This window comes from Vibrio sp. TRT 17S01 (genome assembly GCF_050113695.1).
GTDB lineage: Bacteria > Pseudomonadota > Gammaproteobacteria > Enterobacterales > Vibrionaceae > Vibrio.
Map to the genome: position 1 here is coordinate 40,088 of NZ_JBNJOG010000016.1, position 12,869 is coordinate 52,956.

The following is a 12,869-nucleotide window of genomic DNA, read 5'->3' on the forward strand; positions in this document are numbered from 1 at the left end:
TAAAAAATGCCCACCGAAGTGGGCATTTTGAGTAAGAATAACAGTAACGCTTACTGTAGACCGAGTTTCTTCTCTAGGTAATGAATGTTGGCACCACCGTGTTGGAAGTTTTCATCATTCATAATGCTTTCTTGTAGAGGGACGTTCGTCTTAATACCTTCAACAATCATCTCACCCAGTGCGTTTTTCATGCGTGCAATCGCAACGTCACGGTTCTCACCGAATGTGATCAGTTTACCGATCATTGAATCGTAGTGAGGTGGCACTGTGTAACCCGTGTAGATGTGTGATTCCCAACGAACACCCATACCACCTGGAGCGTGGAAGCGTTCAATCTTACCTGGTGATGGTAGGAAGCGCTCTGGGTCTTCTGCGTTGATACGACACTCAATCGCATGGCCGCGGATCTTAATGTCATCTTGAGTGAACGACAGAGGTTGCCCCGCTGCTACGCGTAGTTGTTCTTTGATAAGGTCAACACCAGTTACCATTTCTGTTACTGGGTGCTCTACCTGAATACGGGTGTTCATTTCGATGAAGTAGAACTCGCCATTTTCGTATAGGAATTCAAAAGTACCTGCACCGCGGTAACCGATCTCGATACATGCACGAGTACAACGTTCACCGATGTACTTACGCATCTCTTCAGTGATACCTGGAGCTGGTGCTTCTTCAACAACCTTCTGGTGACGACGCTGCATTGAACAGTCGCGCTCACCTAGGTGGATTGCACCACCTTGGCCGTCAGCAATCACCTGAACTTCAACGTGACGAGGGTTTTCTAGGAATTTCTCCATGTAAACCATGTCGTTGTTGAATGCCGCTTTTGCTTCAGCTCGAGTCATTGCGATTGCTTCAACCAGTTCACCTTCAGAGCGAACAACACGCATACCACGACCACCGCCGCCGCCAGAAGCTTTGATGATTACTGGGTAGCCAATACGTTTAGCGTGTGCTTTGTTTTTCGCTTCGTCGTCGTCCAGTGGACCGTCAGAACCTGGTACACAAGGAACGCCCGCTTTCTTCATTGCAGTGATTGCTGACACTTTGTCACCCATCATGCGAATGGTGTCAGCTTTAGGGCCAACGAAGATGAAGCCGCTGCGTTCAACTTGTTCTGCAAAATCTGCGTTTTCTGACAGGAAGCCGTAACCCGGGTGGATTGCTACTGCGCCAGTCACTTCTGCAGCAGAAATGATGCGAGGAATGTTTAGGTAGCTGTCGATACCACGAGCAGGACCGATACAGATTGCTTCGTCTGCAAGCAGTACGTGTTTTAGGTCACGGTCAGCTGTTGAGTGAACAGCGACCGTTTTAATGCCTAATTCTTTACATGCGCGAAGAATTCGAAGTGCAATTTCACCTCGGTTCGCGATGACTAATTTATCTAGCATAAGAGAGAGCCTCTATTATTCGATAACAACAAGTGGTTGGTCGAATTCAACTGGCTGGCCGTCTTCAACTAGGATAGCGGTAACAACACCAGACTTGTCAGCTTCGATTTGGTTCATCATTTTCATTGCTTCAACGATACATAGCGTGTCGCCAGCGTTAACTGATTGACCAACTTCGATGAAAGATTTCGCGTCTGGACTTGGAGAACGGTAGAAAGTACCTACCATTGGAGAAAGAACTTGGTGGCCAGTTGGAGCCGCCGCTGCAGGTGCTGCTTCTGCTACCGGTGCTGCCGCCGCAGTTGGTGCTGGTGCCGCTACAGGTGCAGGCGCGTACTGAACAGGTGCCGCCGCTGCAGCTACACCATTACGGCTGATGCGTACAGACTCTTCACCTTCAGAGATTTCTAGCTCAGCAATGCCAGACTCTTCAACTAACTCGATAAGCTTCTTGATTTTACGGATATCCATGTTTCTTTCTCTTTTATCTTGTGAATAAGACAGCCCTTACTGGGCTGCAGAGTGTGTTGTGTTACTGTGCCTGCAAATGGTTTATGGCAGCAGACAGAGCGAATTCATAACCTTGTGCGCCCAAGCCGCAAATCACTCCTTGCGCTTTATCAGACAGGTAGGAGTGATGACGAAATGGTTCACGGGCGTGCACATTCGATAAGTGCACTTCGATAAATGGGATAGCAACACCAAGCAGGGCATCACGTAATGCAACGCTGGTATGGGTAAAAGCGGCTGGATTTATAATAATAAAATCGGCTTTACCATAATTGGCATGGATTGCTTCAATCAGTTCATACTCACGATTGGACTGAAGATGGTCTAATTCAACATCGGCCTGATTCGCTTGTTCTTTTAGCTTGTCGATGATCTGATCAAGAGTTTGAGAACCATAATGTGTCGGTTCGCGTAACCCTAAAAGATTAAGATTAGGACCATTTAGGACAAGAATTCGTGATTTTGCAGCCATTGTGTCGACAACTTCCTATTTCGTGATACGAACTGGAATATTCCCATATTATCGGGTATTCAGGCTAATTTTTTGTATTAAAAGTTAGCCAATATTACTAAATAGACCCAGATTATAGCTAATTCAACGCAAATCGCAGCAAATTACTGGTCTAATCTCCCGATTGCAGAGCTGATTTTTGTAACCAAGATAACAAAAAAACAATTAACCATGACTAATGTGTGGTTAAAAATGTGCGAAAGTGGGAATTATTCTTAAGGAGTAGACAGTTAGTGTCAGTATGACGGTAAATTGCGGAAATAAAAAAGCCGCCACATGAAGTGGCGGCATGACAGGAGCGTGATGCTCTTTGATTTAAACCAGTTCGGCTTTCTCTGCGATCAGTTTATCAACCACACTTGGGTCTGCCAGCGTTGAGGTATCACCCAAGTTACTGGTATCACCGGTTGCGATCTTACGTAGGATACGACGCATGATCTTACCTGAACGAGTTTTTGGTAGAGAGTCAGTCCAGTGCAGGACGTCTGGTGTTGCAATTGGGCCTATTTCTTTACGTACCCAATCTTTTACTTCCTTATGCAGCTCTGCGCTTGGGATCTCGCCATCATTCAGTGTGATGTAAGCGTAGATCGCCTGACCTTTAATATCGTGTGGGATCCCGACGATTGCTGCTTCGGCAATTTTAGAGTGTGCCACCAGCGCTGATTCAATTTCAGCCGTACCCATACGGTGACCTGAGACATTCAATACATCATCAACACGACCTGTGATCCAGTAGTATCCGTCTTCATCACGGCGTGCACCGTCACTGGTAAAATACATGCCTTTAAAGGTTGAGAAGTAAGTCTGTTCAAAGCGTTCATGGTCACCATAAACCGTGCGCATTTGGCCAGGCCATGAATCAAGAATGACCAAGTTTCCTTCTGCTGCGGTCTCTTCGATGATGTTGCCCATGTTATCGACAAGTGCTGGCTGAACACCAAAGAATGGACGTGTTGCTGAGCCCGGTTTTAGATCCGTTGCCCCTGGTAGTGGCGCAATCAAAATACCACCCGTTTCGGTTTGCCACCATGTATCAACAATCGGAGATTGCTCATTACCTATGGTTTTGTAGTACCACTCCCACGCTTCAGGGTTGATGGGTTCACCAACCGAACCCATGACACGTAGGCTAGAACGAGATGTTCCTTCAACAGCTTCATTGCCTTTTGCCATCAGAGCGCGAATCGCGGTTGGAGCCGTATAAAGGATGTTCACTTGGTGTTTATCGACCACTTCACTCATGCGAGCGGTGCTTGGGTAGTTTGGCACGCCTTCAAACAAAATAGTTTTTGCGCCATTGGCGAGTGGACCGTAGATGAGGTAAGTGTGGCCTGTGATCCAGCCAACATCAGCAGTACACCAGAATGTTTCCCCTTCTTGATAATCGAAAACATACTTAAACGTCATTGTAGCGTAAACCAAGTAGCCACCCGTTGTGTGCAGTACGCCTTTTGGCTTACCTGTTGACCCTGACGTGTACAGAATGAAAAGTGGGTCTTCTGCTTTCATCTCTTCTGGTGGGCAATCTTCAGAAACATTCGCTGTTGCTTCATGCCACCAAACATCGCGGTGTGAATGCCACTCAACGTCACCACCGGTGCGTTTCAGTACCACAACTTTGTTGATGGTTTTAACTTCTGGGTTGGTTAGCGCTTCATCTACGTTCTTTTTCAAAGGAACGGCACGGCCACCACGAACCCCTTCATCGGCAGTGATCACGACTTTCGCATCGGAGTCGATGATACGACCGGACAGTGCTTCTGGTGAGAAACCACCGAAGACCACCGTATGTACAGCGCCAATACGGGTACATGCCAACATGGCAATCGCTGCTTCAGGCACCATTGGCATGTAAAGGCAAACCACGTCGCCTTTGTGTACCCCTTGCTCTTTCAGTGCGTTCGAGAATTTACACACTTCTTTGTGCAGCTCATTAAATGTCAGCGTTTTATCGTCTGCTGGATCATCGCCTTCCCAGATGATAGCAACATCATCGCCACGCTCCGCGAGATGGCGGTCGATACAGTTTGCTGACACATTTAGAGTGCCGTCTTCAAACCAGCGAATATCAACGTGACCTGTATCGAATGAGGTATTTTTGACTTGGGTGAACGGTTTAATCCAATCAACGATTTTTCCATGCTCGGCCCAGAAGCCCTCTGGATCACGCACAGACTGTTGGTACATGGCTAGATAAGTTTCATTATCCGCGTGGGTGTTTGCTTTAATATTTTCTTTTACCGGATAAACGTGGGCTTCACTCATTGCTTCTCTCCTTGTGCCGAATGCCTTGTGAACTGAGCAAGTTTCCTGATGGCTTGATGCGCATCCTCGGAATGTCCATATGGGTATAACTCTCTGCCACACGGCATGAATCCACAATTAGACTTTAGGATGAGAGAGAGGAATATGCTGGAAATATAAAGAGTTATGCTTTGTTCTGAGACGCAGATCGGATCTGTTGTTAGCGGGTATAAGGGAAGTTTATGTGGGGAAGATCACCTTTTGTTAGGCGGACAAAGACCAAAGCGGCGGCAATAGCATCTTGCAGTGCATCGTGTTTGTTTTGTAGTGGTAGGTCGAGATGTTTACAAATTGCGTCCAGACTTAAATCAAAATAGGCATTGGGTAGATGACGTTCGAGCTTGTCATGATAAATCTGACTCACTTCTACCAAGGGGTTAGGTAATGGGAAGCCTAAATGACGACGACAAGCGAGATCGAGGATCTTTTTGTCATAACGAATGTGGTAGCCGACTAAAGGACGATTGCCAATAAATGCCAGTAGTTGAATTAAGGCTTGTTTCTCATCAATTCCATCCACTAGGTCTTGGTGCCGTATATGGTGAATTTTGACCGAGCCAGAGTCGAGTGATTGCGGCGCGCGCAGATGGACTTCAAATGGGGCGCTGGTGATGATGCGATTATCGATAATTTTGGTGGCGGCAATGGTTACCAGTTCGGCTCGGTTAGGGTCCAAGCTGGTGGTTTCACAATCGAGTGAGACATATTCACCCTTAGCGACGGCCCCAAATAATGGGCGATATGGTGAGTTTTTGAGTTTGAGATACCAAAGTTTTCTTGTCAGCCAATTCATAAAGTACCTCAATCACGAATTTGATAGTGGTAACCAAGGAACTGTTTGAATTTCTTCACGACGTGCAGACTATGACGCAGTAAGTCACGTTCAGTTCGTTCCAGTGTTTTGAGGTCGATGCGGTTGTGACTGTGTTGATGAGACAGTTGTTGTGCAAGGCGCAGCTTGAAAAAGAGTTTCAGTGCTTCGCTGAGGTTATCGGCAGTGTCCGGTTCAAGAATTCGTTTCTGGCGCAATACTTCAATTCGGTCGAAGGTGTTTTTCTCACTCACCGCATATTCCAATGCTAGCGCACGGATGCCATGTACTATCGGGAAAATCCCGCCACGTTTGAGATCCAGTCCCTCTTTGTCTTTTTTGACGTTACCAAACAGTGTCAATGGAATCGAGAATTGCAGGGCAGGGCGGGTGAATTCTTGTAGTACCAACATTTTATTGGTCATTAACTGGTGCAGGTGTTGACTGATTGGGGTCAGCAAGTCTCTGTTACCTGCGACTGCGTGGGCGTCTGCAACGATGGCGAGATCCATCACCTGATCGGGTGCGGCGGCCTGCACCCAGCCAGAGATGGTGGACATCCATTCACGTTGAGATTTAACCCATTTAGGATTGTTGACCATGACATTACCAGGGCAAAGCGGGTAACCCAATTGTTGAAGCGTATGGGTAAAGTTATCCATGATCTGAGCACACTGCGGCCACTCTAAACCGTCTTCGATGATCAGCGCATTGTCTTGGTCAGTTTTCAAAATTTGCTCCCCTCGGCCTTCTGAGCCTAAAACGATCAAACAACAGTGATCGTGAAGGGCCGGGGGAACAATGAGTTCAAAAGCTTTCTCGATAATTTGTTCATTAACGGCAGAAATGAGTTCCATGATAAAGCGTGTGCGGATGCCGTTAGAGAGTAGGCTTTCGACGAGTTGGCGCTGTTTGTTCGAGGCTAATGCCAATTCCTCAATGCTGCTGGCCCTTGCAATGCTCAGAGTTAATACATGGGAATGGGTTGAGAAAGCACTGAGGATCTGGGTCATATCGAGCATGCCCACAGCTTCTTTACCATCACAGACCATAACGCGCTTCATCCGATTTCGAGTCATGGTGATCATGGCATTGAATAGGAAGTCACCATCATCGACATGAAAAACTGGAAACGTTGCTATCTCTCCTACGGGAGTATCAAGAGGGCGCTGATCCAGCATCACCGCATGTAACATATTGGTTCGCGTAACGATGCCATACGGGAGCTCATTTGGGTGTTGCAAGATACGCGGATCATTCGAATCCAGCTCTATCAAGGCGGAATCGACACCGTTCTCTTTTAACTGGCGCGTGACGGCATTGATCGGCTCTTGATGGGAAAGGATCATCGGTGGGTGATAAATACTTTTATCCACCTTAGTTAAAATAAACTCGGCTAGATTTTGCTGTTGTTGCGCGGCTTCGATTAACTCTTGTCGGCGTGCTAGGTTGTTGTCGAAATACGCAGCGAATTGGCCGTTTTCATTATATAGATCGAGAAAAATCGACTTAGGCAGCAAATAGGATAAGGTATCTTCTAGCGCAATATAATGGTGCCGGCTTGCGCCTTCAAAAAGGGAACGTACATCAAATAAATCATCATTGGCGTAGTGGGCGAAGACTTCTTTTCCAGTTTCATCGCGTTCTTCGACTGCGCCTTTGATCAGAATGTGTAGATGTTGACTTTCTGCACCGGTCATCAGGATCACGTCTTTTTCCCGATAGTAGGCGACATCCAACGACGAACGCAGCTTAGTTTGTTGTGCCTGCGTGAGTCGATCGAATGGAGGGGACTGCATGTTAAATTTATCTGGCATTCTACACGCTCCGGTGATGTAACGACCGTTTCCATTAGTGTGACAAATTATGCTTGTCTTACCAGACGACTTTGGTCGAATTAGTCGCGTAAAAAAGGCAAAAAAATAGTGTTTGTCTGAATAAGGAAACACTCATCTGAGTTTTATTCCCTTTTTATCCACTTGCACAAAGAGGATAATACCGCCGTTTTTTATTCGTATAATTTATGTAGGTTGGCTGATGTTCTCTCCTTCTCCGTATGGCTGGATATCCCAGTACTTTCTCGGCTTCTTTTTTTCCTATGGCGTGTATTTGCCATTTTGGGCGCTGTGGTTTGAAGACCAAGGCGTATCAGCCACTGATATTGGTGTGCTAATTGGTATTGGCTTTGCGACGCGTTGTGTGGCGAATATGTTGATCACGCCACGTATTCACAAAGTAGAACATCTGATGCCTGCGTTGCGTTGGTTTAGTCTCGCGTCGCTGATTTTCATCGCATTCCACTTCTTCACTGGTGGTAGTTTCTGGCTAATGGCATTGGCTACCATTTTATACAACCTGTGTGTTGGCCCGATTGTTCCGTTGTCAGACTCAATGGCGAACTACTATTCCCGCTTAAAAATGCTGGACTATGGCCGCACTCGTTTGTGGGGTTCCGTTGCCTTTATCGCAGGTTCGACGGTAGTTGGTTTTATGGTGGCGAAATACGGCACAGACATGATCATCTACACGGCGTTAGCGGGTGTTGCATTTTCTATTCTGGCGTCATTGCGCAACACCAACCCAATGCCGAAAAGTGCTGCTGAAGGTAATGTAGAGCGTCCGAAGTTATCCCAGCTTCTACGTGAATGGCCGATTGTAAAGTTCCTGATCTTGGTTGCTTTGATCCAAGGTAGTCACGCTGCTTACTACAGCTTCAGCTCCATTTACTGGAAAGAAGCGGGTCATTCAGAAGACATCATCGGTTACCTATGGAGCCTTGGTGTGGTGTCTGAAGTGGCTATTTTTGCCTTGAGTAAGCGTCTATTTGGTGGCTGGTCAATGCGCGCGCTGTTTGTGGCGGCATCGATTGGTGTGATCGCTCGTTGGGGGTTGATTGCCTCGACAACTGCGTTACCTGCACTGGTTGTGATTCAGTTACTGCATGGTGTGACGTTTGCAATGGCGCATATCGCAGCGATTCAGTACATTCAAAACTCAGGAGAGCGCAAGATTGTGGCTCTACAGTCACTCTACAATGCCATTCCGCTTGGCGCGTTTATCGCGTTAATGACAACCTTGAGTGGTTGGGGTTATGAGCACTATGGCTCAAGTGTTTTCTGGGCGATGGCGGCAATGGGTGTGATTGCACTGTTCATCAAAGTGGACCCGCAACCTTCGTCAGTCAGTGATATTGATCTGACAAAAGCGGAGCCGAAAGCACAGAATTAAGCTCAACCATCTGAGATTAAAAACTAACCTTTGTCTCAGTTGCAAATAAATAGTTAAATGAAACCTCTCCTTTACGCTGAGATTTGGGAGAGGTTTTTTTATGGAAGAAAACTGGGGTATCAAATGCAAGGATGGATAGTGATTCCCGTATCACTGCTTTATTTGGGCGTGCTGTTTTTTATCGCTTGGTATGGCGATAAACGGAAAGGATGGTTAGCGAAATGGCGACCATGGATCTACAGTTTATCGATCGCTGTGTATTGTACCTCGTGGACGTTTTACGGCACGGTAGGGCAAGCCAGCTCCAACCCTTGGTCTTTCCTGCCTATCTATATTGCCCCGATTTTAGTCTTTACCTTTGGTTGGCGAGTGTTAGCACGTCTTATCTTAGTCGCCAAACGAGAGCACATTACCTCTATTGCTGACTTTATCGCTGCCCGCTATGGCAAATCTCAAGGGTTAGCGGTTGTGATCACCTTAATTGCGGTGGTTGGCATTTTACCTTATATCGCCTTACAGCTGCGTGGTATTACCATGGGGCTGGAGATCATTGCTCCAGAGTTACCCGTTCAGTTTGAGCAGAGCGGTTTCGATGTCTCTTGGTTTGTGGTGTTGGCACTGGCGGTTTTTACCATGTTATTTGGTACGCGCCATATTGATAATACCGAACATCACCGCGGGATGATGATGGCCATTGCGTTTGAATCCATCATCAAGCTGGTGGCGTTTTTGGTGGTCGGCTGCTTTATTCTCTATCTTGCTTTAGAACGTCCTGACGTTGAACTGTCTCAAATTGCCGCTCAAACTTATCAGTCGCCGAACGTGGCAACCTTGCTGATCCACACCTTATTGACCATGATGGCGATCGTCTGTTTACCGCGCCAATTCCATACCATGGTGGTGGAGAACGAACGCGCTCAGGATTTACATACAGCACGTTGGCTGTTCCCGTTGTATCTGGTGTTGATGGGGCTGTTTGTATTGCCTATTGCATGGGTTGGACAAGCGCTGCTTGGTTCAGGTTCTGCCGACACTTATGTGATCAGCTTACCGATGTCGGTCGGCGCCAATGATATTGCGCTGTTGGCATTTTTAGGTGGTACATCGGCGGCCAGTGGTATGGTGATTGTGTCAACCATCGCGCTTGCCATCATGGTTTCGAACGATTTAGTTATGCCGTTGTTGCTGCGCCGGATGCGTTTATCTCAACGCAATCATCGTCATTTTTCTGGTCTGTTACTGGTGATCCGTCGTGGCTTAATCTTGTTGCTTTTACTGGGAGCGTGGGGCTTTTATCAGGCCTTGGGTAGCATTCACTCGCTGTCGGCGATTGGTTTTCTCTCTTTTGCCGCGATTACCCAATTCGCTCCGGCATTGTTGGGAGGCATGTACTGGCGCCAAGGGAACCGAAAAGGGGTTTATGTCGGCTTAGCTTTCGGCTTTACCTTGTGGCTCATCACCCTAATGAGCCAGACCGATATGCTGGCAGGGGATGCCAGTAATAACTTCCTGCTTTGGCTTATCACGCCACCACCATTTTTCCATGAAATGGGAATCCAAAGCTCAGACTGGGGCATGTTGCTAAGTATCACCCTCAACGCTGTCTGCTATATCGTGGTTTCTATGTTTACTCGTTCCAGTTTAAGTGAGCGGCTGCAATCGGCATCGTTTATTGGTACGCCACTGCCTGAAAGCGAGAACATGAGCCTATACCAAAGCCGCGTGACAGTTGGGGAATTGGAAATGTTGGCGTCGCGCTTTGTCGGGCGTAATCGGGTACGTAATGCGTTCAACCAGTACTGGGGACAACAACGGGAAACCATGCTGCCTAACCAGCAAGCGCCATCGACCTTGATCCGTCATACTGAGCGGGTATTGGCTGGGGTGTTTGGCGCGTCTTCGGCTAAGTTGGTGCTTACGTCTGCACTGCAAGGGCGCAATATGCAGCTTGAAGAAGTCGCCACTATTGTCGATGAAGCCTCTGAGCTGTACGACTTTAGCCGTGGGTTATTACAAGGTGCGATTGAGCACATTGGTCAAGGCATTGCAGTGGTGGACAAGCAATTACGCCTTGTCGCCTGGAATCAACGTTATCTCGAGCTATTCACCTTCCCAGTGGGCTTGATCCAAGTAGGACGGCCGATCGCAGATGTGATCCGACATAATGCACAGCAAGGGTTATGTGGACCGGGCGATCCGGAAGATCATGTGCGACGTCGAATTTTCCATTTAGAGCAAGGGACGAGGCATATCTCGTCCCGAGTGCGGCCTGATGGTCGTGTGATTGAAGTGCAGGGGAATCCTATGCCCGGTGGTGGCTTCGTCATGAGCTTTACCGATATCACGGTTTTCCGAGACGCGGAAAAGGCGCTCAAAGAGGCCAATGAAACCTTGGAAGAACGTGTCCATGCTCGGACGCAAGAACTTGAGCAGTTGAATAAGCAGCTGGTTGCCGCAACACAGCGTTCTGAACATGAATCGCAATCCAAATCTCGTTTCTTAGCAGCAGTGAGTCATGACTTAATGCAACCTCTCAATGCTGCTCGCCTGTTTGCTTCATCGCTGTCTGAAGTCGCGACGGATGATGAAACGCGCAAGTTATCTACCCATATTGAAAGTGCGCTAGGGGCTGCGGAGGACTTGATTGGTGATTTGCTCGATATTTCGCGGCTTGAGTCAGGGAAGTTAGATATCAACGTACATGGTTTTGCTCTCAATGATGTGATGGCAAATCTCAACGCCGAGTTTAGCGCGTTGGCTAAACAACAAGGGATTGAGTTCACTATGATCCCAAACCGATTATTTGTTCAATCCGATCCTAAGTTGCTGCGCCGTGTGGTGCAGAACTTTTTGACCAACGCATTTCGTTACAGCCCAAAAGGCAAGGTTGTACTCGGTGCGCGCCGTTACCAAGGTAAGGTGAGAATCGATGTGTGGGACAATGGCATGGGCATTGATGAAGACAAGCAACAAGAGATTTTTGAAGAGTTTAACCGTGGGACTCAGGTGCGCTCAGACCAAGGACTTGGGCTGGGCTTAGCCATTTCGAAAGGGATCGCCCATGTATTGGGTCATCAAATCACTATGCGTTCATGGCCAAAGCAAGGCAGTGTATTCTCATTGGTGCTGAATCGAGTCGATGAGATCGTGCCTCAACCTGTGGTGAATACGCCTGCGGCCAGTTCTGATCTGAGTCATTTGAAAGTGCTGTGTGTCGATAATGAAGCCGATATTCTGGTTGGGATGGAGAACTTATTGGCACGCTGGGGTTGTGATGTGCGAACAGCCATGGATATCGTGCAGAGCCTCAAAGCTATTGATGAAGAGTGGTTGCCTGATGTGATTTTGTCTGACTACCGTCTTGATAATGGACGAACTGGGCTAGAGGTACTTCAGCAGTGCAAGCTACGGTTCGGTGACCGTTTTATCGGTGTGATCATCAGTGCTGATCGAACGAAAGATATGATGGATGGCATTGAATCTAACGGATTTAGCTTTATCCCTAAGCCAGTAAAGCCATTGAAATTGCGGGCGATACTCAATCGGGTAGCATAAAACAAAAAAGAGCCGCATTTGCGGCTCTTTTTGTTCAACAACACTATTCGGCTTTGTTGAGTAAGGTTTCATAAACCACAAACTTGGTTTGTGTATCACCATAGTACAAGGTGTTATTAGATTGGATCACTACACGCAACCAGCTTTGATCGGATGCTGGAGCGGCAAGGGTCAGTCGCCAATGTTTACCCGTACTGTCGCTGGCTACCATATCAACCGGATTGCCACGCTCATCTTCAGAATTGACCAGTGACAGCTTAATGCCTTCCAGTGAGTGAGCCGATTTTAGTGACAGTTTAAGTTCTGTTTTCGTCAACTTTTCAGAGCGAAACTGCACTTTAAAATCACCGTTTTCCATGTCGCATAATCCGCTGGTATAGCGGCAATTCGACTTGCTGACCAACTTGTAACTTTCCCCTTCTTTTGCAGCATGAGGTTTTTCGCTTAGCGCAATATCAGTGCCGAAATAGGCGATCAGTGAGAGGACTGGGGCAATCAATAAAGCAACCACGATGTGCTTGTTTTTAAACATATAGGCTTCCTTGCAACGACA

9 protein-coding genes are annotated in these 12,869 nt (G+C 47.3%); 2 read left to right on the plus strand and 7 right to left on the minus strand.

Annotation, left to right across the window (positions count from 1 at the left end; genetic code table 11):
• Nucleotides 1–50: 50 nt before the first annotated feature.
• The 6 genes from accC to ACQEXS_RS18960 form a co-directional block, all read right to left on the minus strand.
• Entirely contained in the window at nucleotides 51–1,394 is a 1,344-nt protein-coding gene (accC, locus tag ACQEXS_RS18935) for an acetyl-CoA carboxylase biotin carboxylase subunit (RefSeq protein WP_367987498.1), read from the minus strand.
• Between the two features lie 15 nt (nucleotides 1,395–1,409).
• The gene (gene accB, locus ACQEXS_RS18940) at nucleotides 1,410–1,865 is read right to left on the minus strand and encodes an acetyl-CoA carboxylase biotin carboxyl carrier protein (RefSeq protein ID WP_427014847.1); all 456 of its coding nucleotides are present in this window, start codon (nucleotides 1,863–1,865) and stop codon (nucleotides 1,410–1,412) included.
• Nucleotides 1,866–1,926: 61 nt separating this feature from the next.
• On the minus strand, nucleotides 1,927–2,376 hold the full coding sequence (gene aroQ, locus ACQEXS_RS18945) for a type II 3-dehydroquinate dehydratase (RefSeq protein ID WP_427014848.1): 450 nt from the start codon (nucleotides 2,374–2,376) through the stop codon (nucleotides 1,927–1,929).
• 354 nt (nucleotides 2,377–2,730) lie between these two features.
• Nucleotides 2,731–4,683: an acetate--CoA ligase gene (gene acs, locus ACQEXS_RS18950; RefSeq protein ID WP_367987495.1), complete on the minus strand. Its 1,953-nt coding sequence runs from the start codon at nucleotides 4,681–4,683 to the stop codon at nucleotides 2,731–2,733.
• Nucleotides 4,684–4,882: 199 nt separating this feature from the next.
• Nucleotides 4,883–5,515 (minus strand): 3'-5' exonuclease, encoded by a 633-nt coding sequence (locus ACQEXS_RS18955; RefSeq protein WP_427014849.1) that lies wholly within the window; start codon nucleotides 5,513–5,515, stop codon nucleotides 4,883–4,885.
• Nucleotides 5,516–5,523: 8 nt separating this feature from the next.
• A complete protein-coding gene (locus ACQEXS_RS18960; RefSeq protein ID WP_427014850.1) occupies nucleotides 5,524–7,350 on the minus strand; it encodes a DUF294 nucleotidyltransferase-like domain-containing protein in 1,827 nt (608 codons plus the stop codon).
• Nucleotides 7,351–7,570: 220 nt separating this feature from the next.
• Between ACQEXS_RS18960 and ACQEXS_RS18965 the strand changes: the two genes are divergently transcribed.
• A complete protein-coding gene (locus ACQEXS_RS18965) occupies nucleotides 7,571–8,761 on the plus strand; it encodes a 3-phenylpropionate MFS transporter (protein WP_427014851.1) in 1,191 nt (396 codons plus the stop codon).
• A gap of 123 nt (nucleotides 8,762–8,884) precedes the next feature.
• The gene (locus ACQEXS_RS18970) at nucleotides 8,885–12,316 is read left to right on the plus strand and encodes a PAS-domain containing protein (RefSeq protein WP_427014852.1); all 3,432 of its coding nucleotides are present in this window, start codon (nucleotides 8,885–8,887) and stop codon (nucleotides 12,314–12,316) included.
• Between the two features lie 43 nt (nucleotides 12,317–12,359).
• On the opposite strand, the gene ACQEXS_RS18975 is transcribed toward ACQEXS_RS18970, so the two are convergent.
• A complete protein-coding gene (locus ACQEXS_RS18975; protein WP_427014853.1) occupies nucleotides 12,360–12,848 on the minus strand; it encodes a hypothetical protein in 489 nt (162 codons plus the stop codon).
• Between the last annotated feature and the right edge of the window lie 21 nt (nucleotides 12,849–12,869).

Bases quoted from the DNA above. Each gene is read 5' to 3' on its own strand.
- accC (WP_367987498.1), bottom strand. From the start codon at position 1,394: ATGCTAGATAAATTAGTCATCGCGAACCGAGGTGAAATTGCACTTCGA.
- accB (WP_427014847.1), bottom strand. From the start codon at position 1,865: ATGGATATCCGTAAAATCAAGAAGCTTATCGAGTTAGTTGAAGAGTCT.
- aroQ (WP_427014848.1), bottom strand. From the start codon at position 2,376: ATGGCTGCAAAATCACGAATTCTTGTCCTAAATGGTCCTAATCTTAAT.
- acs (WP_367987495.1), bottom strand. From the start codon at position 4,683: ATGAGTGAAGCCCACGTTTATCCGGTAAAAGAAAATATTAAAGCAAAC.
- ACQEXS_RS18955 (WP_427014849.1), bottom strand. From the start codon at position 5,515: ATGAATTGGCTGACAAGAAAACTTTGGTATCTCAAACTCAAAAACTCA.
- ACQEXS_RS18960 (WP_427014850.1), bottom strand. From the start codon at position 7,350: ATGCCAGATAAATTTAACATGCAGTCCCCTCCATTCGATCGACTCACG.
- ACQEXS_RS18965 (WP_427014851.1), top strand. From the start codon at position 7,571: ATGTTCTCTCCTTCTCCGTATGGCTGGATATCCCAGTACTTTCTCGGC.
- ACQEXS_RS18970 (WP_427014852.1), top strand. From the start codon at position 8,885: ATGCAAGGATGGATAGTGATTCCCGTATCACTGCTTTATTTGGGCGTG.
- ACQEXS_RS18975 (WP_427014853.1), bottom strand. From the start codon at position 12,848: ATGTTTAAAAACAAGCACATCGTGGTTGCTTTATTGATTGCCCCAGTC.